Raw genomic sequence first — 25,152 nt, forward strand, 5'->3', positions numbered from 1 at the left:
CCAGACCATCAGAGTTTCGGCGCGCGATATAGACCTAATTGCAGCTAGGGTCGAGGGCGGGGTCGCATTTGCCCTCGATCTGCTTCAGCGTGTCGGCGCCATGCGTCTTGGCCAAAGTGTTGAGCGCTGCCGAATTCGCCGGCGCCTTGACGCCGCTGCCCTTGGCAATCTGCATCTGCTCCTCGGCCTTGAGCTGGGCGAGGTTCGCCGCGGTCTCTTCCTTGGTGAGCTGCTTGGCGGCCACCTGCGGCGGGATGTTGAGGTTCGGATAGGAACCGGTGTCCCTCGGACCTTCGGTCAGCGCCGTCGGCGCATTGTTCGTGCTGGTGCTCGTGCAGCCGGCAGCGGGCACAAGCATGCCGACCAGCCCCGCCATCAGCGCCATGCGGCAAATCGAACCCGGCTTGAGAAAAAAAGTCCCGCCAACATTAATCGTCATATTGTTTTCCTGGCAGCCGGGTTAGAGCGAATTGGACCCGGTCAGATGTCCCATGGTAATATGTCAAGAAAACGCTCCGGGAGGAACCCCGCGAACCATGTCCAAACCTGACGATTCGGACAAAGCGGAAAATGGCGGACCTTCGGCCATCGAGCAATATCTGGTGAAGGATCCCGAGCGCTTCGCCCTGAACATGGCGCGCATGGTCGAGCAGGCTGGCAAGGCGGCTTCCGCCTGGGCGGAACCGCGCGAGAAAGGCGAAGTGCGCGACCATGTCGCCGAACCCGTCGTCGACATGGTCAAGACCTTCTCAAAGCTTTCGGAATACTGGCTGGGCGACCCGCAACGCGCGCTCGAAGCGCAGACGCGGCTGTTTGCCGGCTACATGACTGTCTGGGCGAACGCCATCCAGAAGGTCAATCCCAACGCCGAAGCGCCACAGGACGCGGTTCAGCCCGAGCGCGGCGACAAGCGCTTCCAGGACCCCGAATGGGGCCGCAACGCCTTCTTCGACTTCCTCAAGCAGGCCTATCTGGTCACGTCGCGCTGGGCGAACGAGCTTGTCGAGCATGCCGAGGGCCTGGATGAGCACACCCGCCACAAGGCGAGCTTCTACGTCAAGCAGGTGTCGAATGCGATCGCCCCGTCGAACTTCATCCTGACCAATCCCGAGCTGTTCCGCGAGACCATGGCCTCGAATGGCGAGAACCTGGTGCGCGGCATGAAGATGCTGGCCGAGGACATCGCCGCGGGCCGAGGCGACCTGAAGCTGCGCCAGGCCGATTACACGCCCTTCGAGATCGGCAAGAACATCGCCACCACACCCGGCAAGGTCATCGGCCGCAGCGATGTCGCAGAGATCATCCAATACGACCCGGTAACCGAGACGGTGCTGAGACGGCCGCTGCTGATCTGCCCGCCATGGATCAACAAATTCTATATTCTCGACCTCAACCCGCAAAAGTCCTTCATCCGCTGGGCGATCGAGCAGGGCCACACCGTCTTCGTCATCTCCTGGATCAATCCCGACGAGCGTCACGGCGCCAAGGGCTGGGAGGCCTATATCCGCGAAGGCCTGCAATTCGGCCTCGACATGGTGGAGAAGGCGACCGGCGAAAAGGAAGTCAACGCCATCGGTTACTGCGTCGGCGGCACGCTCCTGGCTGCCGCGCTTGCGCTGTTGGCGCAGGAAGGCGACCACCGCATCAGATCGGCCACTTTCTTCGCCACCCAGGTGGACTTCACCTATGCCGGCGACCTCAAGGTGTTCGTCGACGAGGACCAGGTCGCCGCGGTCGAGCGCTCGATGAACGAAAAGGGCTATCTCGACGGCACCAAGATGGCCACCGCCTTCAACATGCTGCGCTCGGGCGACCTGATCTGGCCCTATGTCGTCAACAACTACATGCGCGGCAAGGAGCCCCTGCCCTTCGACCTGCTCTACTGGAATTCCGATTCCACGCGCATGGCGGCGGCCAATCACTCATTCTACCTGCGCAATTGCTATCTCGAGAACAATCTCTCGCGCGGCACAATGGAGCTTGCCGGTCGCACGGTCTCTCTGGCCGACATCACCATCCCCGTCTACAACCTGGCCACGAAGGAAGACCACATCGCGCCGGCGCTTTCGGTGTTCCTGGGGTCGCAGTTTTTCGGCGGCGACGTCGAGTATGTAATGGCGGGTTCCGGTCACATCGCGGGCGTCGTCAACCCGCCTGCCGCCAGGAAATATCAGTACTGGACCGGCGGCAAGCCGGTGGGCGATTTCGGCGCGTGGCTTGCCGCGGCGCACGAGCATCCTGGTTCATGGTGGACGCACTGGCAGCACTGGATCGAGGCCCAGGACGACATTCGCGTACCCGCCCGCAAACCCGGCAAGCGTATGAAAACCTTGGGAGATGCGCCGGGCACCTATGTCAAGGTGCGTGTGTAACGGGCTGTAATGTGTGGTGAGTTGACGGGCCGCCAAAACAGGGCGAAATGGTGGCGTCAATCGTTCGGCGGCCTCAAATCACCTTCCGACGCAGAATAATTCCGAGGCTTGCAGATTCGACACACGTCCCGTTTCCCGGTTGGGAACAGGAGGGTTATCGCGGCGCGATACTGGAGTGGCGCGGCGATGACGAACCGACCGGATCTCGAGGGGGAATTTGTTTTGAAATCAGCAGGTTGGCGTCTTGCACGAGGGGGAAGCTGCAGCATTGCGGCAGCGCTTTTCTCCGTGCTCCTGGCCTCCTGCACATCGACCGGCGACCCAACGATGTCGGTCGTTTCGCCCGCCTACAATTCAACTGCCGGCGAAATGAGCGCGACATCCAGCGCCAAGACTGCGACTTCGGCCGATTCGTCCTTGCAGGCATCGGCGCCGGCCGAAGCGACGTCGACCGTGATGAGCGAGGGCGATGCGCCTTTGCCCGAGAAGGTCGCCTATGTGCCGGAGACGCGGCCGGACGGCACGTTCCCCATCGCCATTCCTGCCGGCGCCCAGGCCATTGCCGGGAGCACGCCGCAACCGCTGGTTCAGCAGGCGCAAACGGCGGAACAGACGCTAGCCGTCGCCAAGCAGGTCGCCGCCGGCGATGCCGCCACCGTCGCGTCGAAGGCGCAGGCGACCACGCAGGCCATGAGCAACGGCGTCTATGTGACCGCGGCCGAGCCGGCGCAGCCGCAGATCGCCGCGCCGAAGAAGAGCCTGTTCGCCTCGCTGTTCAGCACCACGCCGGCTTCGGCCGCCCCCGCCCCCCTGATCAACAATGCGCGCTCCGGCGACCAGCCCGCCGCGCAGGCCAAGACCACGCCGCCGCCGGCCAAGCCGATCGTGACGCTGGCCTCGGCGACCCCGGCCGAAAAGCCGGTGCAACTGGCCTCGCTCGACAACCCGAGCAATCACATCACGGGCGCCGACGCTCTTCCCGGCGTGCGCCAGACGGCGCTGTTCGAGATCAAGCGCAAATCCGGCATCGACGACGAGAGCGACGTCGACCTCAACGAGGACGAAGGCGGCGGCGGTTCCTACCAGGTGGCGTCGGCCGCCGGCTTGGCCAGGCTCGCGCCCAATGGCCTTTTGAAACAGAACGAAAGCGTCGACGTCGCCTGCCTCAAGCCGTCGCTGGTACGGGTGCTGAAGACGATCGAGGGCCATTTCGGCCGCAAGATGATCGTCACCTCCGGCTATCGCGATCCCTCGCGCAACCGCCGCGCCAACGGCGCCAAGAACTCGCTGCACATGTATTGCGCCGCCGCCGACATCCAGTTGCCCGGCGTGTCGAAATGGGAACTGGCGAGCTACGTCCGCTCGATGCCCGGTCGCGGCGGCGTCGGCACCTACTGCCACACCGAATCCGTCCATATCGACGTCGGCCCCGAGCGCGACTGGAACTGGCGCTGCCGCAGGCGCAGCGGCGGCGGCGAGGACGGCTGATACGTTTGGCCTGGTCTGGAGCGGCATGGCCGGTTTTACCCGGTTGCGAGCCGATCGCCGCCAACGCCGACATTCGTCTCAACACGTCACCACAGACGTCAGTTTCAACACGCCACCACAGACGTCGGCGATTAGCCGAAGCCCTTCGAACTTCGTCATCCACGGGCGGAGCGGGAGCGAAGCGGACGCGCAGACCGAGGATCCATCCTTGACCTTGACCGCGGAGTGCAGCGGCGCACGTTCTGCACCGGTGCGGCACGTCAGCCTCGCGGAGTCTATGGTCTGCGCGCGTCGCTTCGCTCCTTGCTCCGCCATAGAATGACGATCGCGAGGATGTTCCGGCTAATCTCCAGGGATGCGCGGCCAAGCGAAACCGCCACCCGAGGGGCTTTGTGCCGCCTTTGAAAAAAGTTGTCGCATATGGCGGCAGATGGGTTGCCGGTTGGCAACAACGCAATTATAAGCCGCTTCGTCTGAGCGCGCCCATCGTCTAGCGGTTAGGACACCGCCCTTTCACGGCGGTAACAGGGGTTCGATTCCCCTTGGGCGTACCAGACTTTTCAAGAACTTAGCGACGCTTATGCCGACTCTGTCCAATCTTTGGCCAATATCGGGCTCGAATCCGGCTTGGTCCGGTGTCGCGTTGACGGTTGGTTAACGTTACGTTACCCTCTCATTAGCTATTGCTAAAGAAGGGGTAACGCTATGAAAACGGCAATCGTTTGTGCGGCTCTCGTTCTCGCGGCGTCAAGTGCCGCTGTGGCCCACGATAAGAAGCCAACGCTCACTGCCCAAAAGACATGTGCAGGGCTGTCGATCAAGGCGACTGCAGCGGCCAAACTTGACTGTACTGCGACCGGAACCGCCAATTCACCACAGACCGAGGTGGGCAGTTCCAAGCCCCGCCTTGGCTACGAGACGAGCCGTCCCGAAGTGTTCTCTTTCGGACTTTAGTTACTGGCGTGCCCGCCCCAATGAGGCAGCGGGCCGCTCAAAGATCGGTGGTGCAGATCGTGTTTTAGTTGATTGCCGAATGCGTCTCGCCGGTCAGGCGCCCTGACGGCCGAAGGTCTCTGCCGCCAGGGCTTTCATCTCCGCAGTCACAATGAATTTCGCCACGCAAACGCGTTCCTGGCTCCCATCACAGGCGCGCTGGTTAACGAAGTAAGACACCCGGAACAGATTGGCTGCCATCGAGAACCCTCGCTGCCACCACCACCGCCGCCCGTCAGTAACGCTCTCCGCACTTATGAGCTTAGTTCAAGCCAGCCCCGTCATGTGGACGAGCCGAAAAAGCCCATGGCCGATCGCGAGCATGAATTCACCATGGTTGGCGGCCAAATCCCAGCCGAAGAACGCAGCCCAACAAAAGAGCACCAAAGTAAAGCGCATTAGCGAATTCTAATGTGCGATAGTTGACCAAACCTTTACGCAATGACCGCATTCCGGCGCCTGGAAATCGGTGGAAAAGGTATAGAAACCTATATCAATGCAGAGATGCTAATTTAGCCTCGCTTTAGCCGACTCTACCCACCCCTACCGAGTCGGCTAGGGCCCGGCGGTTCACCCAACGCAAACCCCAACGCGGAACTGTCGGGCCGCTCTATGGCTAAGGCGTCCCCCTTACGCTGTGCTGGAATTCCGCGCGTTGCTGTATAATGACCCGGTCGCGGAAGGCGCGCTGCCTGTGTTGGATGTGGGCGGAGTCACCTTCAGCAAGCCAGCACGCCCGGCCACCTAAGCAGCCGCGTCAATTGCGACACATGTCGGGTTCTCACTAGACTAGGCATCACAGCTCAAGCTTCGCTGTTTTGCATCTCGACAAGAACTTTGCGATCCGCGGCTCGATGGGCACTCGATAAAAGGCCCTCATATTTGATATCGGCCGCCGGAATCTGTTAGAGTTCGGCTCGACATAAAAAGCGAAATCCGACATGTGATCGTGATTAAATATCGTGCAGTAAATTACCTGCCCGACTACAGCAAAACCTCTTTTTCAGCAAATCCGCCGCTCACGAACTCACGCAATAGCTGATCATTCTTTGCGTTCAGCGTGACTGTAAGTTCGTCGCCAGCACCAATGGCCGTCCAGAGCTTCCAGGGTTGTGGCAGCGTTGACAATCAGGTTGCGCAGCGCGCGGCGGCGCAGGCCGAGCGCGCCGGCGCCGTTATCTCGGTCTCGATGTCGCGGATCAGCCGGTCCAGTTCCACCGCGTCCTGGTTCACCTCCTCGCGCACCAGGCGGATGGCGCTGTCGGCGATGCGGTCGAGCTCGTGAAGATCGCTCAGCCATTTTTCGCACTCCCTCAAGAAACTCGTCTCTGAGCCGCCAAGGACGCGCAGTTAGCTATCGCGCAGTTAGTTATCTAGCCGCGCCCAGAGGTGGGCCTGTGAAGGTCAGACCGAAACGCGCTCCAATGGCGGCGATTTGATCCATGTCATCCGGGATTCGGCACTTGTGTTTGGCCATCTCCGCGAAGAAGCCTTCGAAGCCGCCGGGCGTCATGATGGTGAGCATTCTGGCGGGTCGATCGCCAACCACCCGAAATGCATGCTCGATTCCGCGCGCAACGTGCACGACACAGCCCGGGCCGACTATGCGCGTTTGACCGTTCATCCAGAACTCTACTTCGCCGGACTGGATCTGGAAGGTCTCGTCCTCGTTATTGTGGATGTGGCGCGGAGGACCGTAGCCGGGCTGATCGAGGCTTTCGAACATTCCCAGCCGCGAGGCCGTTTGCTCCGCCGTGAGGCAAATCCGGTAGGACGTTCCAAGCCACTGGACGCTGTAGGGTACCGACGCAGCCACCGAAACCTCCCGCGATCCGACGCCATTTTCGATGCTGCGAAGTTGCCAGAACCGATTTCATAATTGAAATCGATAGCTACTATAAAATATATTCGGCGAATGAATTTATCGAGCTTCGACCTCAATCTCCTGCGGGTGCTCGACGCGCTGCTGCGCGAGCAATCGACCGTAAAGGCCGGAGAACGCATCGGCCTGTCGCAACCGGCGATATCGGCCAGCTTGGGACGACTTCGGAATTTTGTCGGCGATCCGCTGTTCGTGCGCCAGGGACAGCACATCGTGCCGACACAATACGCCCGGAACCTCGAGCTTCCGCTTCGCCGCATCCTCGATGAACTGTCGGCGCTGCTTGCCGGGCCTGGCAGCTTCAATCCGGCCGAAGCCGAGCAAAGCTTCAAGATCGCAGGTTCGGATTTCTTTGCCGAGATGCTGATGCCTGCCCTGGCCAATGCAATCTCCGGGCTTGCTCCCAAAATACTGATCCAACTGGTGGATCTTGTGCCCGACGACTATGTCGGCACGCTCGAAAAGCACGGTATCGACCTTGCCCTCGTTCCCAAGGTCGATTTCCCCAGTTGGATCGACTATCTTCCTGCCTTCCGGTCGACATTCGTGACGATCGCCCGCGCTGGGCACCCAAGACTCGAGCGGGCGAAGGTGAGCCCCGGAGACGTCATTCCGATCGACCTTTTCTGCGACCTCGGCCACGTCGTCTTCTCGCCCGAGGGCAAGCTCAAGGCCATGGGCGACGCGGCGCTGGCCCGGATGGGGCGCGAACGGCGGGTGGCCATGACGATGCCGGTGTTCGGCGGCGTCTGTAGCGCAGTGGCGGGAAGCGATCTGGTCGCTCTCGTTCCGGAACAGCTCGCGCGCAAGGTAGCATCTCGCTTGGGGCTGGCGATCTACAGTCCGCCCATGCCGATCGATCCTGCCCTCATCTGCATCGTCTGGCATAAACGCAACACAACCGATCCTACGCACCGATGGCTGCGGGAAATCGTGTTGAAGCTGCTCTCGCAACTGAGCGCCGGCGAAGCCGGCAGCAGCGCCCATAAACCACGCCCGGTCTGAATGGCGGGCCAGCGTCGTGCCTTGTCGGTAACAAGACAGGACGCAAGCGGAAACGCGCTGTTAACGCCGTTCGCGGACGACAGGAGCCGTCCTCGACTCGAAAGTGTAAAATTCCCTCCGCTCTCGGCCGTGGAGGCGGGAATGAAGATGCTTCGGACAGCGCTCTTATGCGCGGCAATGACCGGCCTGGCAGGCGTGCCGCTCGTTCACGCAGACGATCAGCCTGTCCAGCCGAATAGCCAAGCAATGCCGCGGCCGCCGGCAGTCCATTGCCAAGGGCAAAATTGTCTTCCTCCGGCTGACGATCCGGTGCTGGATTGCAAGGGCCCGGATTGCACGCCGGCCCCGGCAACTGATCAGACGCCGAGCCCGGAGATTCAACCGGAGATTCAAAAGGTCAAGTAAGCCGCATCGGCAGTGTCTGAGGCTCCCGTGAAAAGCCGGGAGAGCTCACAGGCCTTCGGTCAATCCGGAACCATTGGAGCCGGCTCCTCGCACCGGTAAACCATGCACCGGCCGGCGCTGGTCGGAAAACATAGTCGGCCATCGGCGCGTAAGGAGCGTCGCACTCATTGCCGAATTGGCGGACATAGCGGTCATAGGTATTCGGTCCCGTGCTCAGCACCGCAGCGTGCTGGCTCTGGATCAGTGCCTGCGTCTGTTCACACGTCATCTTGCGCGTATCGGATCGGGCGTCGGCGAAATTTGAAGCAGCAACGAGCATGGCTGCCGCGCAAAGCATAATCTTGCGTCCGGACATGGTGGCGTCCTGGCAAAACATCGTATCGCCAAATTCGCATCTTGTGTCGCAGTTCCGCAATGATCGCGCTGTCACGATGCAGCGAGCGAGACCGACATCGTTTCGATTTTGGCATGGCAGCCTGCGATGTCCATCTCCGTGTTGACGGCCCGAGCAAATCTCCGTGAGCGATGGCCGCAAGCAATATCGCACTATATAACAGCATCGTTGAGGTAATGAGATGTCAGGCGCCTACGATCTCGGAACCAATCTGGTCCGCCGCATCTATGAAAAGCGCATAGATGCACCGGCCATTCTTGACGCCGGCACACATTTTCCCAATGCCGCGAAGTTCACCGCAGCCTGGCGCGATATCCGCGACGAGGCCCTGGCGGCGAAGCTGAACAAGGCGCCGCGCTTCCACGACATCATGCCGGAGCAGATCGATATCTCGGCCAATGACGGTCTCGACTGGCGCATGTTCGTGCTCAAGGCCTATGACATGACGATCCCGGCGAACCTCACGCGCATGCCGGTCCTGAGCCGGCTGCTTTCGGAGTGCCCCGAGGTCAAATCGGCCGCCGTCTCGTTCCTCGCCCCGCGCAAGCACATCCCGCCGCATCGCGGACCCTTTCGCGGCATCATGCGGTTCCATCTCGGCCTGGTCATCCCCCAACAGCCTGACGGCCGTCCGGCAACGATCATGATGATCAATCATGAGGAAAGGCGCATCGCCGACGGCGAGTGCTTGCTGTGGGACGATACTTTCGAGCACGAAGTGATGAACAACTCGGATCAGCCCCGCGTCGCTCTCCTGCTCGACGTGTGGCGTCCGCAAATGCCGCTGGATATGGAAATCCTGTCGCGCGTGATCGTGCGCGGCGTGCAGGTGGGAATGCGCTATCGGGGCGTGTCGTTCGGCGGCTGAACCGATCGAAATCTACGCTCTCGCCTCGCGATACGTCCCTGCCCCGCTGCGACGCTTGCCGGGAAACATCGCGTCCCTCGCCAGCAATCCGCTGACGCGGCAGAAGGCTGCGAACGCGCGGCAGGCCTCCTCGGCGCTGGTCACGTCGACCGTCGCCCCGAAGCAGGCATTGAACGCGGCTTCGTAGACCTTGCCTTGGCGGCGCTTCGGCCAATCCTGCAGGAAATCGAGCGCCTGCTCGACGCTGTAGATTTCCTCGATCGGCAGGCCGGGCGCGGGCGTGATGCGCACCGGCACCTCGAATTGCAGTCTGTCCATCCCCTGTCTCCCGAACTGGCGTAGCCGGAGCAACGCCGTTCGTTCTGAAAAGTTGCTTTTGCGGCCTTCTGACTCGCAAATGTGACCTCAGTGCGATGAAGAATCGGTTCGCCGGTGCGGCGGATCCGGGTCAGTCCGCATCGATACCGGCTGCATTGCCAATGCCGGATTTCCACCGTACTGCCGGCCATCGCAGCCCCTTGTCCCTCTTCCACGCCCTTGCCGTTATTGGTTAGCCGGGTCGGTCTCCGCATCATAGGCCATGCGGGTAACTACCATCAGCACATAAGCGGACGGCAGCGCGAAGATGGCGCCGAGCACGATCGCCGCCGTTCCTTCCATGCGAAGGGTGGCGGCAATGGCCCAGTAGACGGTGCCGATGCAGATTGCCGCCTGGACCGCCAGAAAGCAGGCCGCCGCGACCGCGCAGGTGAGTGTCTTGAATGTCTTGATGCGTTGCATTGAACGGAATCCGAACTGACGCGCACGCGACCGGCGGACGACCGGCGGCCGTCACCGGATCGCGGCGCTAAGGAATTTTTGGTTTGAATGCCGCGCCTAGCGGCTAAGGCTTCACGCGGCCGGCGGCGCGCGCGGTTGGTTGGTGCGCGAAGCGGTAGCGCTTGCCGATACGGGCGTGGCGCTAATCTCGGACGGCAACGCCCGGCCGATAACCAGGAAATCGGATGCATGGGCGAGCGCGCCGGAATTGCCGCCGACGAGCTTTGTCGCGAGCGGCCGGCTGGCCCGGACCTCAAGCGCCTGCGCCTTGCCGGTCGTTCTGAGCAGCGCGATCGTATCGCCCTGACGAACGGCGCTGATGCTGGAACCGCCCGAGAACGGGGTCGCGAACGCGGAGATTTCGGCCTGAGCGAAGCCCAGCAGCGCGAGCATCAGCAGCGCCATCAGGCCCGCAAAAGCGGTCCTGGCCGGCAGCAGCATCGATCTTTCGCGTTCAGGCGCCGTCAAGTCAGTCTCCGGATTCCAAGGCCCGACCTAGCTCATGGGATGGCCGAAGGAAAGCCGCAATGGAGGCCGCAATCGCACTTCGTCCTTGAACCTTGCGGCTTCCGGTGCCAAATCTGGAGCAGATTTTTCGCGTTCGGCTCCTTTGAAGCCTACGCCGGCAAACGGACAAAATGGTTACCTATCTCGACGCCTCCACGGCTCCCCCTCGAAATACCGGTCAGATCCGCCTCTATGGCGAGGACGGCTTCGCCGGCATGCGCAAGGCCTGCGACCTCACCGCGCGCTGCCTCGACGAGCTTGTGCCGCTTGTGAAGCCCGGCGTGACCACGGAAACGATCGACCGCTTCGTCTTCGAATTCGGCATGGACCATGGTGCGCTGCCGGCAACGCTCAATTATCGCGGCTACACCAAATCGTCCTGCACCTCGATCAACCATGTCGTCTGCCACGGCATCCCCGACAACAAGCCGCTGAAGGAAGGCGACATCGTCAACATCGACGTCACCTATATCCTCGACGGCTGGCATGGCGATTCCTCGCGCATGTATCCGGTGGGCACGATCAAGCGTGCCGCCGAGCGCTTGCTCGAAGTGACCTATGAGTGCCTGATGCGCGGCATAGCCGCGATCAAGCCCGGCGCCCGCACCGGCGCCATCGGCGCCGCGATCCAGACCTATGCCGAGGCCGAGCGCTGCTCGGTGGTGCGCGACTTCTGCGGCCACGGCGTCGGCCAGCTTTTCCACGACGCGCCCAACATCCTGCATTACGGCACCGTCAATGAAGGCGTCGAGATGCGGCCGGGCATGATCTTTACCGTCGAGCCGATGATCAATCTCGGCCGGCCGCATGTGAAGGTGCTGTCGGACGGCTGGACGGCAGTCACGCGCGACCGCTCGCTGTCGGCGCAGTATGAGCATACGATCGGCGTCACCGACACAGGCTGCGAGATCTTCACGCTGTCGCCGAAAAAGCTCGACCGCCCCGGCCTGCCGGCGTAGCACTTCGACCTAAGCCTGAGGGGAGCGGGCGGACCATGGGCAAAGTCGAGGACGAGCGGGCATTCTTTTCCGAAGGCTGGATTGAACCGCCTGAGGCAGTGCAAAAGAAGGCGGCACCTACCGAGAAACCGCACTATCACGGCCATCGCGACCGCCTGCGCGAGCGCTTTGTCGCCGGCGGACCGGACGCCCTGCCCGACTATGAACTGCTCGAGCTGCTGCTCTTCCGGCTGATCCCGCGCGTCGACACCAAGCCCATCGCCAAGGCGCTCATCGCCCGCTTCGGCTCGCTGGCCGAAGTGCTCGGCGCGCCGGCATCCCTGCTTGAAGAAGTCAAAGGCATCGGACCGGCCGTCGCGACCGATCTCAAGGTCATCGCCGCCACAGCCCAGCGCATGGCGCGCGGCGAGGTGCGCGGCCGCGAAGTCCTGTCCAACTGGACGCAATTGCTCGACTATTGCCGCTCCGCCATGGCCTTCGAGAACCGCGAGCAGTTCCGTATCCTGTTCCTCGACAAGAAGAACGGGCTGATCGCCGACGAGGTGCAGCAGACCGGCACCGTCGACCACACACCGGTCTATCCGCGCGAGGTGGTCAAGCGCGCGCTCGAGCTCTCAGCCAGCGCCGTCATCCTGGTGCACAACCATCCTTCTGGGGACCCCACACCTTCCCGCGCGGACATCGAGATGACCAAGCAGATCATCGACACGGCCAAGCCGCTCGGCATCGCCGTGCACGACCACATCATCATCGGCCGCAAGGGCAACGCCTCGATGAAGGGTCTGCTGCTGATCTGAGGCGTTTGCCCGGCATTTCGGGATTGCCGGGACATCGTCTCCTCATCAGATAGTCGGCTCTGGAATTTCAGCAAGAAATCAAGCATGATGGCACTTGGTATCTTCCCGGGATGCTTCGCGCTCCCGTGAAATACCGGGAGGACGGGACATGGCCATTGTGCTTGTACTCGTTTTGATCGTTGTGGGCTCGGTGCTGTTCCACCTCCTGAGCCCATGGTGGTGGACGCCCATCGCCTCGAACTGGGACTACATCGACAACACCATCACCATCAGCTTTTGGATCACCGGCATCGTCTTTGCCGCTGTCGTGCTCTTTATGGCTTATTGCGTCTTCCGCTTCCGGCATCGGGAAGGCAATCGCGCGGCATATCAACCGGAGAACAGGCGGCTCGAATCGTGGCTGATGATCGCAACGGCGGCCGGTGTCACCGCCTTGCTGGTTCCCGGCCTCTTCGTCTGGAGCCGCTTCGTCAACGTTCCCGGCGAGGCCGCCGATATCGAGGTTGTCGCCCAGCAATGGCAATGGAGCTTCCGTCTGCCCGGCAAGGACGGCAAGCTCGGCACCTCCGACACCCGCATCGTCTCGGCTGAAAACCCGCTCGGCATCGTACCCGGCGACCCGAACGGCCAGGACGACGTCGTGGTCGAGGCGGCGGACCTGCACCTGCCGGTCGGCAAGCCGGTCAAAGTGCTGTTGCGCTCGATCGATGTGCTGCACGATTTCTACATCCCGGAATTCCGCGCCAAGATGGATATGATCCCGGGATCGGTCACGTATTTCTGGTTCACGCCGACGCGGACCGGAACCTTCCAGGTCTTGTGCGCCGAGCTGTGCGGCCAGGGACATCCGCTGATGCATGGCGTGGTCATGGTCGATACCGAGCAGGACTATCTGGCCTGGCTCGGCCAGCAACAGACCTTTGCGCAATTGTCCGCGCCCCAGCAAACGGGCTCGGCGAACCAACCGTCGGAAAAGACGATGGCGTCCAGTTTGGATGTCGCGGCAAAACTCGAAACGCTCGAGGCCCGCTGAACAGGGCGCGGAGGTGCTCCCATGGTCGACGTCACACCCGCAGATGCCGTTCCACCCGCCGAAGTCGCGGAGATGGAACTCTACCATCCGCACAGCTGGTGGACGAAATACGTCTTTTCACAGGACGCCAAGGTCATAGCAGTCCAGTATTCGGCGACGGCCATGGCTATAGGCCTCGTCGCGCTGATGCTGTCCTGGCTGATGCGCCTGCAGCTCGGCTTCCCCGGCACGTTCGATTTCATCACTCCGGAGGCCTACTATCAGTTCATCACCATGCACGGCATGATCATGGTGATCTATTTGCTCACCGCGCTCTTCCTTGGCGGCTTCGGCAATTACCTCATTCCGCTGATGGTCGGCGCCCGCGACATGGTCTTTCCCTATGTCAACATGCTGAGCTATTGGGTCTATCTGCTTGCCGTGCTGGTCCTGGTGTCGAGCTTCTTCGCGCCCGGCGGGCCGACAGGCGCCGGCTGGACGCTTTACCCGCCGCAGGCGATCATGACCGGCACGCCGGGCGGCCAGGACTGGGGCATCATCCTGATGCTCTCTTCGCTCATCCTGTTCATCATCGGCTTTACCATGGGTGGCCTGAACTATGTGGTGACGGTGCTGCAAGGCCGCACCCGCGGCATGACCTTGATGCGCCTGCCGCTCACCGTCTGGGGCATCTTCACCGCCACGGTCATGGCGCTTCTGGCCTTCCCGGCACTGTTCGTTGCTTGTGTGATGATGCTGCTCGACCGTCTGCTCGGCACTTCCTTCTTCATGCCGGCAATCGTCGAGATGGGCGAGCAACTGCAACACAATGGCGGCAGCCCGATCCTGTTCCAGCATCTGTTCTGGTTCTTCGGCCACCCGGAGGTCTACATCGTGGCGCTGCCGGCCTTCGGCATCGTGTCCGACCTGATCAGCACGCATGCGCGCAAAAACATCTTCGGCTATCGCATGATGGTCTGGGCCATCATCGCCATCGGCGCGCTGAGCTTCGTGGTCTGGGCGCACCACATGTATGTCAGCGGCATGAATCCTTATTTCGGCTTCTTCTTTGCCACCACGACGTTGATCATTGCGGTGCCGACCGCGATCAAGGTCTATAACTGGGTGCTGACGTTGTGGCGCGGCGACATCCATCTCACCATCCCGATGCTGTTCGCGCTCGCCTTCATCGTCACCTTCGTCAATGGCGGCCTGACGGGCTTGTTCCTCGGCAACGTCGTCGTCGACGTGCCGCTGTCGGACACGATGTTCGTCGTCGCACATTTCCACATGGTCATGGGCGTCGCGCCGATCCTGGTGATCTTCGGCGCGATCTATCACTGGTATCCGAAGGTCACCGGACGGATGCTGGACGAGACACTCGGCCGCTTCCATTTCTGGATCACCTTTCTCGGCGCCTACCTGATCTTCTTCCCCATGCACTATCTCGGCCTGATGGGCGTTCCGCGGCGCTACGCCGAACTCACCGACATGAATATCATGACGGAATCGGCCCACCATCTGAACTCGTTCATCAGTATCATGGCCTTCATCGTCGGCTTCGCCCAGATGGTGTTCCTGTTCAACCTGATCTGGAGCATTCGCCATGGCCGTGAGGCCGGCGGCAATCCGTGGCGGGCGACGACGCTCGAATGGCAAACGCCTGAGACGCCGCCGGCGCACGGCAATTTCGGCAAGGAACTGCCGATCGTCTATCGTTGGGCCTACGACTACAGCGTGCCGGGCGCCAAGGAGGACTTCATCCCGCAGAACGTGCCGGGCTCCTTCGGCCCCTCCAGGGAGCCGGCATGAGCGTCATCCTGGTCTTCATGTTGGTGATCGCCGGCTTTGCCGGTTGGTGGCTTTCGCACCAGCGGTTGACAGCCAAGCCGTGGCTGGAGCAAGGCGTGGCCGGGGACGTCGTCGGCTTCGACCGGTCTTCCCTGCCCACCGCCAAGATCGGCCTCGGCGTCTTCCTCGCCGTCGTCGGCTGCCTGTTTTCGCTGTTCACCAGCGCCTATTTCATGCGCATGGGCCTGTCGGACTGGCGGCCGCTGCCGCTGCCGCGCCTGCTTTGGCTCAACACCGGCGTGCTGGCGCTGAGCAGCGTCGCGCTGCAATGTGCGGTGGTCGCCGCGCGCAGAGGCCAGGTGGACATGGTAAGGCTTGGTCTTGCAACGGCGGGACTGACCGCCCTCGCCTTCCTCGCCGGCCAGTTGATGGCCTGGCGGCAGCTGACCGAGGACGGCTACCTGTTGGCCTCCAACCCGGCCAACAGTTTCTTCTATCTGATCACGGCGATGCATGGCCTGCACATTCTGGGCGGGCTGGTCGGCCTTGGCCGGACGAGCGCCGGCGCCTGGAACGGAACGCGGCGGGAGCGGCTGCGCCTCAGCGTCGAGCTGTGCGCCATGTACTGGCATTTTCTGCTTTTCGTCTGGCTGTGCATCTTCGCCGTCCTGGCCGGTTGGGCGGCGACGTTCGTGAGCATTTGCCAACGGCTGCTGACCTAGGAGACTGGCGATGGCCGAGACCACGCTGACGCATACCAGCCAGATGGATCGCCCCCAGGGCTTGCGCGGGATCGCCGCCGACTGGGCCTCGGATCAGCGCGCGTTCAAGAACGTGTCCTGGGGCAAGGCCATGATGTGGATCTTCCTGCTCAGCGACACCTTCATTTTCGGTTGCTTCCTGCTTTCCTATATGACGGCGCGGATCTCCACGCGCGTGCCGTGGCCGAATCCAAGCGAGGTCTTCGCCTTGCGCATCGGCGGCTCGGAGATCCCGCTGATCCTGATCGCCATCATGACATTCGTTCTCATCTCGAGCAGCGGAACCATGGCCATGGCGGTCAATTTCGGCTATCGCCGCGATCGTCGCAAGACCGCGATCCTGATGCTTTTGACCGCCGCGCTCGGCGCAACCTTCGTCGGCATGCAGGCCTTCGAATGGACCAAGCTGATCACCGAAGGGGTTCGGCCGTGGGGCAATCCCTGGGGAGCCGCGCAATTCGGCTCGTGCTTTTTCATGATCACCGGCTTCCACGGCACGCACGTCACGATCGGGGTGATCTTCCTGATCATCGTAGCGAGAAAAGTCTGGCGTGGTGACTTCGACACCGGCCGGCCCGGCTTCTTCACCAGCCGCAGGGGCCGCTACGAGAACGTCGAGATCATGGGGCTCTACTGGCACTTCGTCGACCTGGTCTGGGTGTTCATTTTCGCCTTCTTCTATCTGTGGTGAGAGGCAGGTTCTGTTGAGAGGAAGACATGGCTGAAGCAACCGCAAACGGTCTCGGACAACACGCACTGCATCCCGCCCATGATGCGGCGATCGTCGCCAAGGCGGAGACGCATCAGGAGCACCCCATCAAGCTCTATCTGGTCGTCTGGGCGTGGCTGTTCATTCTCAGCACCTGCTCCTATCTGGTCGACTATTTCGGCCTCCACGGCTATCTCAGGTGGTCGCTGATCCTGATCTTCATGATGCTCAAGGCAGGACTGATCGTCGCCGTCTTCATGCACATGGCCTGGGAGCGGCTGGCGATGATGTATGCAATCATCCTGCCGCCGATACTGGTGCTGGTTTTCGTGGCGATGATGGTCTTCGAGGCCGACTATACGCTGCTGACTCGTATCGCGTTTTTCGGGCCTGGCCCCTGACACCCGATACGGGGTCCAGCCGCAGCATGACGGGCCGGGGACGGCCGGTTCCGATGGCTTGAAACAACAGGCCGCCGGCCCATTTTGGTTTGGCGTATGCGCCGTGAACTCAAGCAAAGGACGCGGACAATGACGATAGCGAACAGACTGAGAAACTTTATCGACCGCAAGGGCATCTCCTACGATACCGTGGGGCATCATCGAACTGCCACCAGCAGGCAGGCCGCCATTGCCGCGCACGTGCCCGGCAGCATCATGGCGAAGTCCGTGGTCGTTCACCACGAACTCGGTTATGCGCTGGCCGTGGTGCCAAGCACCCACAGAATCGAACTCGGCAAGCTGCAGGACGTCATGGACAAACGCCTCGGCCTCGCTTCCGAAGACGAAGTGGTATCGCTCTTTGACGATTGCGACGTCGGCGCCATACCGCCGATCGGTGCGGCTTATGATGTGCCGGTCATTCTGGACGAAAGCCTGCGTGATGCCGCCGATATCTATTTCGAGGGCGGCGACCACAAGACGCTTGTGCATGTCAGCGGCAAGGATTTCCGCAACCTGACGACGGACGCGCGCCAGGCGCGGTTCAGCTATCCGGCCTTCTGACGCATAGAGACTCCCGCCGCTGCGTCACGGCAGGGCCTGATTGCTTCGACGGTCTGGGGCAGCCGGCGGCTCTACGACCTTGCGGTAAAAACATGCCGGGGCCGAGGATCGGCAGCACGACCGCCAGTCGTCCAGGGCTGCTTTTTCGGTATTCTCAAGATGCGAAGGTGAACGTCATGGACACGCGGACGCTTCTCATACTCGGCCTTGGCATAGTCATTCTGTTGCTCTTGGGTTTTTTTGCGCTCCCGGCGTGACGGTGCTGGGGGCGATATTCATCTGCGCAACTGCCGGCGTCTTCCTTCCGGATAAGCAGGCGACCATCAAAAGAGTCTGGACGGCGGTGTTTATTTGGAAAACTGCTTCAGGTAGGCGATGACGTTGGCTATGTCCTGATCGTTCTTGAGGCCGGGAAACGCCATCTTCGTCCCTTTGACCATCGCCTTGGGGTCGTGAAGATATTTTGTCAGCGTAGGCTCGTCCCATTTGATGCCGGATTTTCCGGCCTCGATCATGGCCGTGGAATAGGTGAAATCGGGATGCGTGCCCGCGGTGCGCCCGATGACGCCGTGCAGAGACGGGCCGACTTTATTCTGGTCCTGGTCGGCAATGTGGCAGACCTTGCACTTGGTGAACACCTTCTCGCCTGCGGCGGCGTCCTGCGCCTGCGATGGGCTTGCAAGGAAGCTCGTAGCGGACAAGACGATGAAAAGCGCGGTTGCGCGCATGGCACTTCCTCCCTGATCGTCATTTACGTCGGACGGCCCGCGCCACGCTGGCGTATCCTGCATGGCGGGCGGCCGCGTCTCTTCAGTGGAATTGCGGCACCTACATACCACAGAATCGAACCAATGGGCAAAAATTGCCGGCCTGCGAAGGCTTAGGCCATGCGCCGAGGACTAACTGCCCAAAAAGCGGTCCAAGCCTTCTGAACGGCGACGGTCAGGGCGGGTCGGTATTGCAGCTTGCCGCGATCTGCCCGATCACGTCCGAAAGGCCCGCAAGCTCGAAATCGGCCTCGCCGCGTCCCGACAAAAGGCCGAAGCGCCACGACAGCGTCAGCCGGTTCGCTGACGCCAGACGCTTGATGCCGTCGTCTCCATCCCTGACCAGTGTTCTGCCGCGCGGGCCGACCGACCAGCTTTCATCGGTTTTGCCGCCGCCGTCGACCGCGACGGAGATGGTGATCTTGCGGCTGGCCGAGACAGCATCGTTGAGCTGGAGCCACTCGCTCCAGCGTGGTTCGCCGTCGGGCCGGCAAGCCAATGTCAGCACAGGGCTGTAGCCCAACGCTCCGCCGCCGGTGATCAGCTTGTTGCTGGCGTGGAGCGACGCCGTGATCTGACCATCATTGCCGGCGCCAACGCTCCAGTTGCCGAGAGCCGGCTCGGCCCGAGCGACACCGGCGGCTGCGGCAAACATGAGCGCCGCGGCGACGACCACGTCTCTCATCGTGAATCCCAGCCTCACCAATGCCTCCATACACCCGCGAATGCGATGAAGCGCAGATAATGTTCAACCGTTGGTATCGCCAGCGGCAGGCCTTCAAGACAAGTTGTCTGTGTTGCCGCGCCGCCACAATAAAGTAGCTCCTAATGAAAAAGGCCGCCCGGAGGCGGCCTTTCGAAGTCTCGGCATTGAAACCTGTTACTCGGCTTCCTTGGCGGCTTTTTTCTTCGGCGCGGCCCTCTTCTTCGGCTCTTCCGCCTCGTCGGTGGCTTCGCCTGCCTTTGCTTCGCCAGCCTTTGCGTCGCTTGCCTTGGCTTCGGCCTTCTTCGAGGAAGCCTTCTTGGCCGGCTTCGCCTTAGTCGCGGTTTCGGCCTCCTCGTCGTCGGCCATCAGCTCGTCCTTGCCGACCTTGACGTCGTTGACCGAGATCTGGCCAAGCAGATAGTCGACCACCTTCTCCTCGAACATCGGCGCGCGCAGCGCGTTGATGGCTTCCGGGTTGCTGCGATAATACTCGAAGGCTTCCTGCTGCTGGTTGGCCGGGAAGCGGCGCACCTGCTCGAACAGGCCGCGCTGCAGTTCCTCGTCCGACACGGTGACGCCGGCCTTCTCGCCGATCTCGGCCAGGACCAGACCGAGGCGCACGCGGCGCTCGGCAAGGCGCATATATTCGGCACGCGCTTCTTCTTCCGTCGTCTCTTCGTCGGCGAAAGTGCGGCCGGCGGCTTCCAGGTCGCGGTTGACCTGGCCCCAGATGTTGTTGAACTCGGCCTCGACGAGCTTCGACGGCGCCTCGAAGGAATAGGATGCGTCGAGCTGGTCCAGCAACTGGCGCTTCACCTTCTGGCGGGTCATGGAGCCGAACTGGTTCTCGATCTGCCCGCGCACGATCTCGCGCAGGCGCTCGAGCGATTCCAGGCCGAGATTCTTGGCCGTCTCGTCATTGATCTCGAGCGCGCCGGGCGCCGACACTTCCTTGACCGTGACGTCGAAGGTGGCTTCCTTGCCGGCCAGATGCGCCGCCTGGTAGTTTTCGGGGAAAGTGACGGTGACCTGCTTCTCGTCGCCGGCCTTCGTTCCGATCAGCTGCTCCTCGAAGCCCGGGATGAACTCTTTCGAGCCGAGCACCAGCGGCTGGTCGGTGCCGGCGCCGCCGGCGAAGGCCTCGCCGCCGATCTTGCCGACATAGTCGATGGTCACACGGTCGCCCTCGGCGGCCTCGCCGGTCTTCGGCTCGTAGCTGCGCGCCGATTCGGCGACGCGCTTGACCTGATCCTCGACTTCCGCGTCCGGCACGTCATAGACCTGACGCGTCACCTTGATGTCGGAGAAATCCTTGATCTCGATCGGCGGGATGACTTCGTAGTTGAGGCTGAATTCGAAATCGGCGCCGCCGGCCAGGATCTTCTCGGCCTCCTTCTCGTCCTCGGTCATGATCACTTCGGGCTGCATGGCGGCTTTTTCGCCGCGCCCCGAGATGATCGAACGGGTCGAGTCATTGAGGATCTCGTTGACGACCTCGGCCATGAACGACTTGCCGTACACCTTGCGCAGGTGCTGCACCGGCACTTTGCCCGGGCGGAAGCCGTTGATGCGCACCTTGCCGCGGGCGTCGGTCAGCCGCGCCATCAGCTTGGCTTCCATGTCACCGGCCGGCACGGTGATCTTGATCTCGCGCTTGAGACCGGAGTTGAGCGTTTCGGTGACCTGCATCCTAGAACCTTTGTTTTCAACAATGAGACTGCCGAACGGTTTTAGCCGTTTACAGCCTGCCGGTATGATCTTGCCGGAAATGGCTTTTGGGACGGAACCTGGCGATTTGACCGCGAATGCGGCTCAAATTCTCCTGAACTGCGCCTTGCCGGATGCGAATAAGTCTTTGTTTTTCCTATAACTTTTCACATCTTGCGAAAGCGGAAACTCACTTTCCGTCACATTCGACACGCCTTTTGTCACAGGCTAGGCTAATTTTCAACTATCTTCGCTCCAATGCATGCCGCCCAAAACTGCGCAGCGGTTTTGGGAGAACGGCATGCATCAAGACAAGGCCTGAAGCGCGTCGCCCGAACCGTTTCGACACGACCCGCTTTAGCCGGATAAGCATACTTGAGCGCCGACATTGACAGAATGATGGCTACATGGGATTTCCGGGGAAAGCGGATGTGGCGGAATTGGTAGACGCCCTGGATTTAGGTTCCAGTGCCGAAAGGCGTGGGGGTTCGAGTCCCTTCATCCGCACCATCCTTCGCTCTTCGAGCTTCGGATGGCAGGCCATCACCTGAGGCTCGAAGAGCCGAAGGTGTCCTCCGAAGTCTTGGCGAAGGAGGACCGCAGCAATCTCCTGGCGGCGCAACCAAAGGCCCTCACGCTCTCGGAGACCATCCCGCTTTGCGCATCCGATGCACTTGAAATAGCCCTTTAACAGGTTCTTACTTGCAATAGGCGGGTCGGGGCTCTGTCAGATTGTGCGTGTAACTTCTCTAGTTCTGGGGCTTGGGTCAGCTCTCGCGGCGGCGTCTCAGGTTGACGCTTTGGAGTACACTCCGGCTTCTCTTCCGGGTCAGCGGCCAATGCTCATTGTCTCCGGTGAGTTTAGCGCCAATGAGTCCTTGAACGGCTTCAGCCGCGCGGTTGCGAGCAGCGGGGCCAAGGTGATTGTATTCAACTCCCCTGGTGGCAATGTCGGCGGTGCTATTCGTTTGGGGCGTATGATCCGCGCAGCAGGGTTGGATACGCTTCAGGTTGGCCAATTGCAGTGCGCTTCAGCCTGCTCATTGGCCTTCCTGGGTGGCATCCACCGTGTTGCCGAACCAAGTTCCATCGGCATCCACCGGGCGTTTCTCAAACCGGCTGACGGGATGTCCACCGAAGAAGCGAAGGCCCGCGTCCAGCTCGGAACGGCTGCAATCACGTCTTATGTGGTCGAGATGGGAGTGGACCCCAAGCTGATAGAATTGGCTTCGAGCTACGGCAAGCATGACATAAGATATCTATCGGCCAGCGAAATGGCTGACTTGCATGTGACCAATGCCGCAGCGAACCAGTCGCCGGCAGATATTTCACAGGTGTTAACGAGGCCAAATCCTGCGCCCGTGTCCGCTCCTGCACCCGACGCCAGGCTACTGCCGGAAAGCATTGCGGTCGCCTTCGTCAGGGATCTCATCGAGCATCATGGCGACAACGACGATTTCGCTCTTGCCCAAGTTGGGGCGTCCTACGCTCCCAAGGTCGATTATTATGGCAGGCTGACGAAGTTGAGGTCGATCATTCAGGACAAGAGGAACTATTACCGGCGGTGGCCTGAACGCGGATATAGCGTCCGCAAGGACAGCATCGTGGTCAACTGCACCAACGATCGCTGCATGGTCTCGGGCGTCTACGACTGGGCTGTGCGCAGTCCCTCGATACACAAGCAGGAAAAAGGCGTGGCAAACTTTAGCTACACGATTTCGATCGGTCCCTATCCCAAAATTATCGCAGAGACAGGGAGTGTCCAGCGATAAGCGGGACCACCGTTAGCGCGGACACAGACGTCAAGCACCTATACGCTCAATAAAGCGGCTCCTCGAACAGCGTCTTGTCGCCGTCCATCAGCGCCTTGATCTGTGCCGTGCCGTCGGAGGCGAGCGCGAGCTTAATGCCGAACGGCCGCACGCGCATGTCGTCCTGGATCGCCATTCCTTCGCCTTCCGGCAGATAGAAGCGGTCGATCCCGTAGTCGGGCGCGATCGTCGCTTCCGGATCGCTGAGGCCCCAGCCTTCCCCGACATGGCCGGCAATGTCTGCTTCGTCCGCGCCGGCCGGGACCGGCGCTTTGCCGAACCACGCCGCGGTCGGCTGCCAATAGCCGTCGGAGCCCTTCTTCAACCGCACCACGATCGCTGTGTCTTCGCTGGAGAACTTGCCTTGCGGAAGGTTGGCGATCAGCTTCACCGGGATGCGTGAAATGTTGTTGTTGAGCGAGATATAGTCGCCGCGCAGGAGATCGCGCGGGTCGATCGGTTGGACCTTCAGCAGCACTTCCTTGCCGTTGCGCAGGATCGCGGCCCGGCCGGCGATGATCCAGCTGAGAAAGCCGATCTGGACGAGCGCCAGCACCAACGCCGAGATGATGAGCTTCTTGCCGGTCATGCTGCTGCTCCTGTCTCGGCGGACGCTCTCATGCGCTTCTCGATACGGATGATGATCAGCGCCAGCACGCCGAGCAGCACGGCAGCCGCCAGGAAGAAGCCGGCCGTATCCAGCATCGAAAGCAAGGTGACGCTATAGATAATGGCGAGTTCGAAGGCGAAGCCGGCATAGGCCAGCCAGCGCAGGCCCCTGCTCTCGCGGCCGGCCAACATGATCGCCGCCACGATGCCGGCAAGCGCTATGATCGAGGCGAGGGCGAAACCGCTGTTATAGGTGCTTTCATCCGCCAGCTCGAACTGGATCATCGCCATGCCGGTCAGGAAGCCGAGCAAGGCGTGCAAGGACAGCCGGCCGCCCAGCTGCAGGATCCTGTCGATCGGATCGCCGGCAAAGACCGCAGCGGCGAAGAGCAGCACTGACGCGATGGCCAGCGACATCGCCACCGGCAGCGTGTCGTGATCCGTCGCCAGCAAGACCAGATACAGAATGACAGACAGGACGATGAGGTGGCGCGCTGCCCGGCTGCGCGTCCAGAACGAAATGGCGAACAGGACGATCGCCATGACGATGAAGAGATGAGGAATTTCCGCGCGCCAGTAGAAGCCGAACCCCTTGAGGACCAGCCAGGCATCGGCAATGCCGACTGCAGCCACCGTCAGCGGGTTCGAACGCAGCGCTACTGCCGCCAGCGCCGTGCCGGCACACCATGTCACCAGCGCCGAGGCTTCGTCGCCCAAAAGATGGTACATCTGGCCGATCAGGGCGATCGATCCGCCGAAGGCGGCGGCTGCAATGATCCACAGCGCCTCGCCGATCGCGGCATGGTCGCGCGTCTTCAGCACCGCGCCGCCGACATAGCCGGCCAGGATGACGGCGAAAAGCGCCGCCACACGAACGACACGCGGAATGGCCTCCCAGTTGGCGGCGACGAAAATCAGGATCGCTGCGCCGAACAGAAGCGCCGCCATCATCGCCAGGATGGAGCCGAAACTCAGCGACGCGCGCTCGTTGGCAGCGACGTCGCGCGTCAACGCCTCCGCCGTGGCAGGATCGATCAGCCCTCTCTCCCGCCAGCGGGCGATATCCGCCCTTAGCCGTGTCGAATAGCTCGCCATGCTTTCCCCCGAAGCCTGGTCATTTCCTCAGCCGGGGTAGCCAAACCGTTGACGCGGCGGCACTTTCCGATTCGGCCTTCTTTGCGACGCAGGCGTGAACGGCCGTTAATGTTGCATTGCACAATTTGCATTGCTGCCATGCGCCAACGGCACTTTTAAACCGATATGATCCCACCTATTTTCTGTTCGTACACAAACGGAATGATCCGAAGTTAAAGACGAAACGAGAACTACCATGAACCTGATCCGCAACTACCGCAACTGGCGCCGCTACCGGGACACCGTCTCCGAGCTGAACCGCCTGTCGAACCGTGAACTGACCGACCTCGGCATCAGCCGCAGCGACATCCACTACGTCGCCCGCAAGGCGGTCTAATCCGCTTCGGACCGCAAATGGTCCGAACCAGTTTTGAAGAGAGTTAAGACAATGAACCTGATCCGCAGCTATCGTAACTGGCGCGTTTATCGCGACACCGTTGCTGAGCTGGGTCGGCTTTCAAACCGCCAGCTCAACGATCTCGGCATCGTTCGCGACGAGATCAAGATGGTCGCCCGCAAGGCGATCTAAGCAAGGCATTTCGCCAGGGTCGACCTCCTCCCCGACCCTGACGGATACGGCCAACCCTCACCTCCTCCCGAGGGTTGACCACCAAAACGGCGCCCGCCGGACCTCCTCCCCCGGCGGGCGTTG

27 protein-coding genes, 2 tRNA genes and 1 pseudogene are annotated in these 25,152 nt (G+C 61.5%); 17 read left to right on the top strand and 13 right to left on the bottom strand.

Translation table 11 applies throughout. From position 1 onward, the window contains the following. Window positions 1-34: 34 nt before the first annotated feature. Window positions 35-439 (bottom strand): hypothetical protein, encoded by a 405-nt coding sequence (locus tag LB526_RS14645; RefSeq protein WP_224543696.1) that lies wholly within the window; start codon window positions 437-439, stop codon window positions 35-37. Between the two features lie 97 nt (window positions 440-536). Between LB526_RS14645 and phaC the strand changes: the two genes are divergently transcribed. The 3 genes from phaC (at window position 537) to LB526_RS14660 (ending at window position 4,414) form a co-directional block, all read left to right on the top strand. After that, window positions 537-2,372 carry a class I poly(R)-hydroxyalkanoic acid synthase gene (gene phaC, locus LB526_RS14650; protein ID WP_224628170.1) on the top strand — a complete coding sequence of 612 codons (1,836 nt, stop codon included), beginning with the start codon at window positions 537-539 and terminating at the stop codon, window positions 2,370-2,372. Window positions 2,373-2,699: 327 nt separating this feature from the next. After that, window positions 2,700-3,860: a D-Ala-D-Ala carboxypeptidase family metallohydrolase gene (locus LB526_RS14655; protein ID WP_224628171.1), complete on the top strand. Its 1,161-nt coding sequence runs from the start codon at window positions 2,700-2,702 to the stop codon at window positions 3,858-3,860. 479 nt (window positions 3,861-4,339) lie between these two features. After that, window positions 4,340-4,414: transfer RNA gene (locus LB526_RS14660), tRNA-Glu, on the top strand. A 493-nt stretch (window positions 4,415-4,907) separates the two neighbouring features. Here the strand turns inward: LB526_RS14660 and LB526_RS14665 are convergent. The 3 genes and pseudogenes from LB526_RS14665 to LB526_RS14675 form a co-directional block, all read right to left on the bottom strand. Continuing rightward, the gene (locus tag LB526_RS14665) at window positions 4,908-5,054 is read right to left on the bottom strand and encodes a hypothetical protein (protein ID WP_224628172.1); all 147 of its coding nucleotides are present in this window, start codon (window positions 5,052-5,054) and stop codon (window positions 4,908-4,910) included. Window positions 5,055-5,964: 910 nt separating this feature from the next. Next, window positions 5,965-6,189 (bottom strand): annotated as a pseudogene (locus LB526_RS14670) (two-component sensor histidine kinase); the annotation flags it as partial. 33 nt (window positions 6,190-6,222) lie between these two features. After that, window positions 6,223-6,669, bottom strand: coding sequence for a cupin domain-containing protein (locus LB526_RS14675; RefSeq protein ID WP_224628173.1), 447 nt, complete (start codon window positions 6,667-6,669; stop codon window positions 6,223-6,225). A 63-nt stretch (window positions 6,670-6,732) separates the two neighbouring features. Between LB526_RS14675 and LB526_RS14680 the strand changes: the two genes are divergently transcribed. Beyond that, on the top strand, window positions 6,733-7,740 hold the full coding sequence (locus LB526_RS14680) for a LysR family transcriptional regulator (protein WP_224628175.1): 1,008 nt from the start codon (window positions 6,733-6,735) through the stop codon (window positions 7,738-7,740). Between the two features lie 397 nt (window positions 7,741-8,137). Here LB526_RS14680 and LB526_RS14685 read toward each other — a convergent pair whose 3' ends face one another. Further along, complete coding sequence (locus tag LB526_RS14685; RefSeq protein ID WP_318013267.1) at window positions 8,138-8,500, bottom strand: hypothetical protein; 363 nt, start codon at window positions 8,498-8,500, stop codon at window positions 8,138-8,140. A gap of 220 nt (window positions 8,501-8,720) precedes the next feature. Here LB526_RS14685 and LB526_RS14690 point away from each other — a divergent pair, with 220 nt between their 5' ends. After that, complete coding sequence (locus LB526_RS14690; protein WP_140840424.1) at window positions 8,721-9,407, top strand: aspartyl/asparaginyl beta-hydroxylase domain-containing protein; 687 nt, start codon at window positions 8,721-8,723, stop codon at window positions 9,405-9,407. Window positions 9,408-9,419: 12 nt separating this feature from the next. Here LB526_RS14690 and LB526_RS14695 read toward each other — a convergent pair whose 3' ends face one another. From LB526_RS14695 to LB526_RS14705, 3 genes are all read right to left on the bottom strand, one after another. Then, window positions 9,420-9,725 carry a DUF982 domain-containing protein gene (locus tag LB526_RS14695; protein WP_140840426.1) on the bottom strand — a complete coding sequence of 102 codons (306 nt, stop codon included), beginning with the start codon at window positions 9,723-9,725 and terminating at the stop codon, window positions 9,420-9,422. A gap of 225 nt (window positions 9,726-9,950) precedes the next feature. After that, window positions 9,951-10,187: a hypothetical protein gene (locus tag LB526_RS14700; RefSeq protein WP_095765046.1), complete on the bottom strand. Its 237-nt coding sequence runs from the start codon at window positions 10,185-10,187 to the stop codon at window positions 9,951-9,953. 111 nt (window positions 10,188-10,298) lie between these two features. Continuing rightward, the gene (locus LB526_RS14705) at window positions 10,299-10,667 is read right to left on the bottom strand and encodes a hypothetical protein (RefSeq protein ID WP_140840428.1); all 369 of its coding nucleotides are present in this window, start codon (window positions 10,665-10,667) and stop codon (window positions 10,299-10,301) included. A gap of 197 nt (window positions 10,668-10,864) precedes the next feature. Here LB526_RS14705 and map point away from each other — a divergent pair, with 197 nt between their 5' ends. From map to LB526_RS14745, 8 genes are all read left to right on the top strand, one after another. After that, the gene (gene map, locus LB526_RS14710) at window positions 10,865-11,692 is read left to right on the top strand and encodes a type I methionyl aminopeptidase (RefSeq protein ID WP_095765044.1); all 828 of its coding nucleotides are present in this window, start codon (window positions 10,865-10,867) and stop codon (window positions 11,690-11,692) included. A gap of 35 nt (window positions 11,693-11,727) precedes the next feature. Further along, window positions 11,728-12,489 carry a RadC family protein gene (gene radC / locus LB526_RS14715; protein WP_224628177.1) on the top strand — a complete coding sequence of 254 codons (762 nt, stop codon included), beginning with the start codon at window positions 11,728-11,730 and terminating at the stop codon, window positions 12,487-12,489. A 148-nt stretch (window positions 12,490-12,637) separates the two neighbouring features. Beyond that, entirely contained in the window at window positions 12,638-13,522 is an 885-nt protein-coding gene (locus tag LB526_RS14720) for a cytochrome c oxidase subunit II (RefSeq protein WP_224525292.1), read from the top strand. Between the two features lie 21 nt (window positions 13,523-13,543). Further along, the gene (gene ctaD, locus LB526_RS14725) at window positions 13,544-15,313 is read left to right on the top strand and encodes a cytochrome c oxidase subunit I (protein WP_095765041.1); all 1,770 of its coding nucleotides are present in this window, start codon (window positions 13,544-13,546) and stop codon (window positions 15,311-15,313) included. Continuing rightward, entirely contained in the window at window positions 15,310-16,014 is a 705-nt protein-coding gene (locus tag LB526_RS14730; RefSeq protein ID WP_224628178.1) for a cytochrome c oxidase subunit 3, read from the top strand. The genes ctaD and LB526_RS14730 overlap by 4 nt, the downstream gene beginning before the upstream one ends. Before the next feature lie 10 nt (window positions 16,015-16,024). Then, the gene (locus tag LB526_RS14735; protein ID WP_095765039.1) at window positions 16,025-16,744 is read left to right on the top strand and encodes a heme-copper oxidase subunit III family protein; all 720 of its coding nucleotides are present in this window, start codon (window positions 16,025-16,027) and stop codon (window positions 16,742-16,744) included. 26 nt (window positions 16,745-16,770) lie between these two features. Beyond that, window positions 16,771-17,163, top strand: coding sequence for a cytochrome C oxidase subunit IV family protein (locus LB526_RS14740; protein ID WP_095765038.1), 393 nt, complete (start codon window positions 16,771-16,773; stop codon window positions 17,161-17,163). 129 nt (window positions 17,164-17,292) lie between these two features. Beyond that, window positions 17,293-17,766, top strand: a complete 474-nt coding sequence (locus tag LB526_RS14745; RefSeq protein ID WP_095765573.1) for an aminoacyl-tRNA deacylase — start codon at window positions 17,293-17,295, stop codon at window positions 17,764-17,766. 347 nt (window positions 17,767-18,113) lie between these two features. Here the strand turns inward: LB526_RS14745 and LB526_RS14750 are convergent, their stop codons facing one another. From LB526_RS14750 to tig, 3 genes are all read right to left on the bottom strand, one after another. Beyond that, complete coding sequence (locus LB526_RS14750) at window positions 18,114-18,494, bottom strand: c-type cytochrome (RefSeq protein ID WP_224628180.1); 381 nt, start codon at window positions 18,492-18,494, stop codon at window positions 18,114-18,116. A 214-nt stretch (window positions 18,495-18,708) separates the two neighbouring features. Beyond that, window positions 18,709-19,236 carry a hypothetical protein gene (locus tag LB526_RS14755; RefSeq protein WP_318012563.1) on the bottom strand — a complete coding sequence of 176 codons (528 nt, stop codon included), beginning with the start codon at window positions 19,234-19,236 and terminating at the stop codon, window positions 18,709-18,711. Between the two features lie 177 nt (window positions 19,237-19,413). Continuing rightward, complete coding sequence (tig, locus tag LB526_RS14760; RefSeq protein ID WP_224628181.1) at window positions 19,414-20,928, bottom strand: trigger factor; 1,515 nt, start codon at window positions 20,926-20,928, stop codon at window positions 19,414-19,416. Window positions 20,929-21,371: 443 nt separating this feature from the next. Here tig and LB526_RS14765 point away from each other — a divergent pair. Both LB526_RS14765 and LB526_RS14770 read left to right on the top strand, forming a co-directional pair. Continuing rightward, window positions 21,372-21,456, top strand: a tRNA-Leu gene (locus LB526_RS14765). Window positions 21,457-21,785: 329 nt separating this feature from the next. Then, a complete protein-coding gene (locus LB526_RS14770) occupies window positions 21,786-22,718 on the top strand; it encodes a hypothetical protein (RefSeq protein ID WP_224628182.1) in 933 nt (310 codons plus the stop codon). A 46-nt stretch (window positions 22,719-22,764) separates the two neighbouring features. Here LB526_RS14770 and LB526_RS14775 read toward each other — a convergent pair whose 3' ends face one another. Continuing rightward, window positions 22,765-23,346 carry a GDYXXLXY domain-containing protein gene (locus LB526_RS14775; protein WP_224602744.1) on the bottom strand — a complete coding sequence of 194 codons (582 nt, stop codon included), beginning with the start codon at window positions 23,344-23,346 and terminating at the stop codon, window positions 22,765-22,767. Next, entirely contained in the window at window positions 23,343-24,461 is a 1,119-nt protein-coding gene (locus tag LB526_RS14780) for a DUF2157 domain-containing protein (RefSeq protein WP_224628183.1), read from the bottom strand. The genes LB526_RS14775 and LB526_RS14780 overlap by 4 nt, the downstream gene beginning before the upstream one ends. Window positions 24,462-24,696: 235 nt before the next feature. Here LB526_RS14780 and LB526_RS14785 point away from each other — a divergent pair, with 235 nt between their 5' ends. Beyond that, on the top strand, window positions 24,697-24,837 hold the full coding sequence (locus LB526_RS14785) for a DUF1127 domain-containing protein (protein WP_095765031.1): 141 nt from the start codon (window positions 24,697-24,699) through the stop codon (window positions 24,835-24,837). 51 nt (window positions 24,838-24,888) lie between these two features. Continuing rightward, the gene (locus LB526_RS14790) at window positions 24,889-25,029 is read left to right on the top strand and encodes a DUF1127 domain-containing protein (RefSeq protein ID WP_224628184.1); all 141 of its coding nucleotides are present in this window, start codon (window positions 24,889-24,891) and stop codon (window positions 25,027-25,029) included. Window positions 25,030-25,152: the final 123 nt, after the last annotated feature.

The sequence above is a fragment of the Mesorhizobium sp. CA6 genome, from assembly GCF_020165035.1.
GTDB lineage: Bacteria > Pseudomonadota > Alphaproteobacteria > Rhizobiales > Rhizobiaceae > Mesorhizobium.

Coding starts and splice junctions, on each gene's coding strand:
- LB526_RS14645 (WP_224543696.1), bottom strand. CDS start 439: ATGACGATTAATGTTGGCGGGACTTTTTTTCTCAAGCCGGGTTCGATT.
- phaC (WP_224628170.1), top strand. CDS start 537: ATGTCCAAACCTGACGATTCGGACAAAGCGGAAAATGGCGGACCTTCG.
- LB526_RS14655 (WP_224628171.1), top strand. CDS start 2,700: ATGTCGGTCGTTTCGCCCGCCTACAATTCAACTGCCGGCGAAATGAGC.
- LB526_RS14665 (WP_224628172.1), bottom strand. CDS start 5,054: ATGGCAGCCAATCTGTTCCGGGTGTCTTACTTCGTTAACCAGCGCGCC.
- LB526_RS14685 (WP_318013267.1), bottom strand. CDS start 8,500: ATGTCCGGACGCAAGATTATGCTTTGCGCGGCAGCCATGCTCGTTGCT.
- LB526_RS14690 (WP_140840424.1), top strand. CDS start 8,721: ATGTCAGGCGCCTACGATCTCGGAACCAATCTGGTCCGCCGCATCTAT.
- LB526_RS14695 (WP_140840426.1), bottom strand. CDS start 9,725: ATGGACAGACTGCAATTCGAGGTGCCGGTGCGCATCACGCCCGCGCCC.
- LB526_RS14700 (WP_095765046.1), bottom strand. CDS start 10,187: ATGCAACGCATCAAGACATTCAAGACACTCACCTGCGCGGTCGCGGCG.
- LB526_RS14705 (WP_140840428.1), bottom strand. CDS start 10,667: ATGCTGCTGCCGGCCAGGACCGCTTTTGCGGGCCTGATGGCGCTGCTG.
- map (WP_095765044.1), top strand. CDS start 10,865: ATGGTTACCTATCTCGACGCCTCCACGGCTCCCCCTCGAAATACCGGT.
- radC (WP_224628177.1), top strand. CDS start 11,728: ATGGGCAAAGTCGAGGACGAGCGGGCATTCTTTTCCGAAGGCTGGATT.
- LB526_RS14720 (WP_224525292.1), top strand. CDS start 12,638: ATGGCCATTGTGCTTGTACTCGTTTTGATCGTTGTGGGCTCGGTGCTG.
- ctaD (WP_095765041.1), top strand. CDS start 13,544: ATGGTCGACGTCACACCCGCAGATGCCGTTCCACCCGCCGAAGTCGCG.
- LB526_RS14730 (WP_224628178.1), top strand. CDS start 15,310: ATGAGCGTCATCCTGGTCTTCATGTTGGTGATCGCCGGCTTTGCCGGT.
- LB526_RS14735 (WP_095765039.1), top strand. CDS start 16,025: ATGGCCGAGACCACGCTGACGCATACCAGCCAGATGGATCGCCCCCAG.
- LB526_RS14740 (WP_095765038.1), top strand. CDS start 16,771: ATGGCTGAAGCAACCGCAAACGGTCTCGGACAACACGCACTGCATCCC.
- LB526_RS14745 (WP_095765573.1), top strand. CDS start 17,293: ATGACGATAGCGAACAGACTGAGAAACTTTATCGACCGCAAGGGCATC.
- LB526_RS14750 (WP_224628180.1), bottom strand. CDS start 18,494: ATGCGCGCAACCGCGCTTTTCATCGTCTTGTCCGCTACGAGCTTCCTT.
- tig (WP_224628181.1), bottom strand. CDS start 20,928: ATGCAGGTCACCGAAACGCTCAACTCCGGTCTCAAGCGCGAGATCAAG.
- LB526_RS14770 (WP_224628182.1), top strand. CDS start 21,786: ATGCTCATTGTCTCCGGTGAGTTTAGCGCCAATGAGTCCTTGAACGGC.
- LB526_RS14775 (WP_224602744.1), bottom strand. CDS start 23,346: ATGACCGGCAAGAAGCTCATCATCTCGGCGTTGGTGCTGGCGCTCGTC.
- LB526_RS14780 (WP_224628183.1), bottom strand. CDS start 24,461: ATGGCGAGCTATTCGACACGGCTAAGGGCGGATATCGCCCGCTGGCGG.
- LB526_RS14785 (WP_095765031.1), top strand. CDS start 24,697: ATGAACCTGATCCGCAACTACCGCAACTGGCGCCGCTACCGGGACACC.
- LB526_RS14790 (WP_224628184.1), top strand. CDS start 24,889: ATGAACCTGATCCGCAGCTATCGTAACTGGCGCGTTTATCGCGACACC.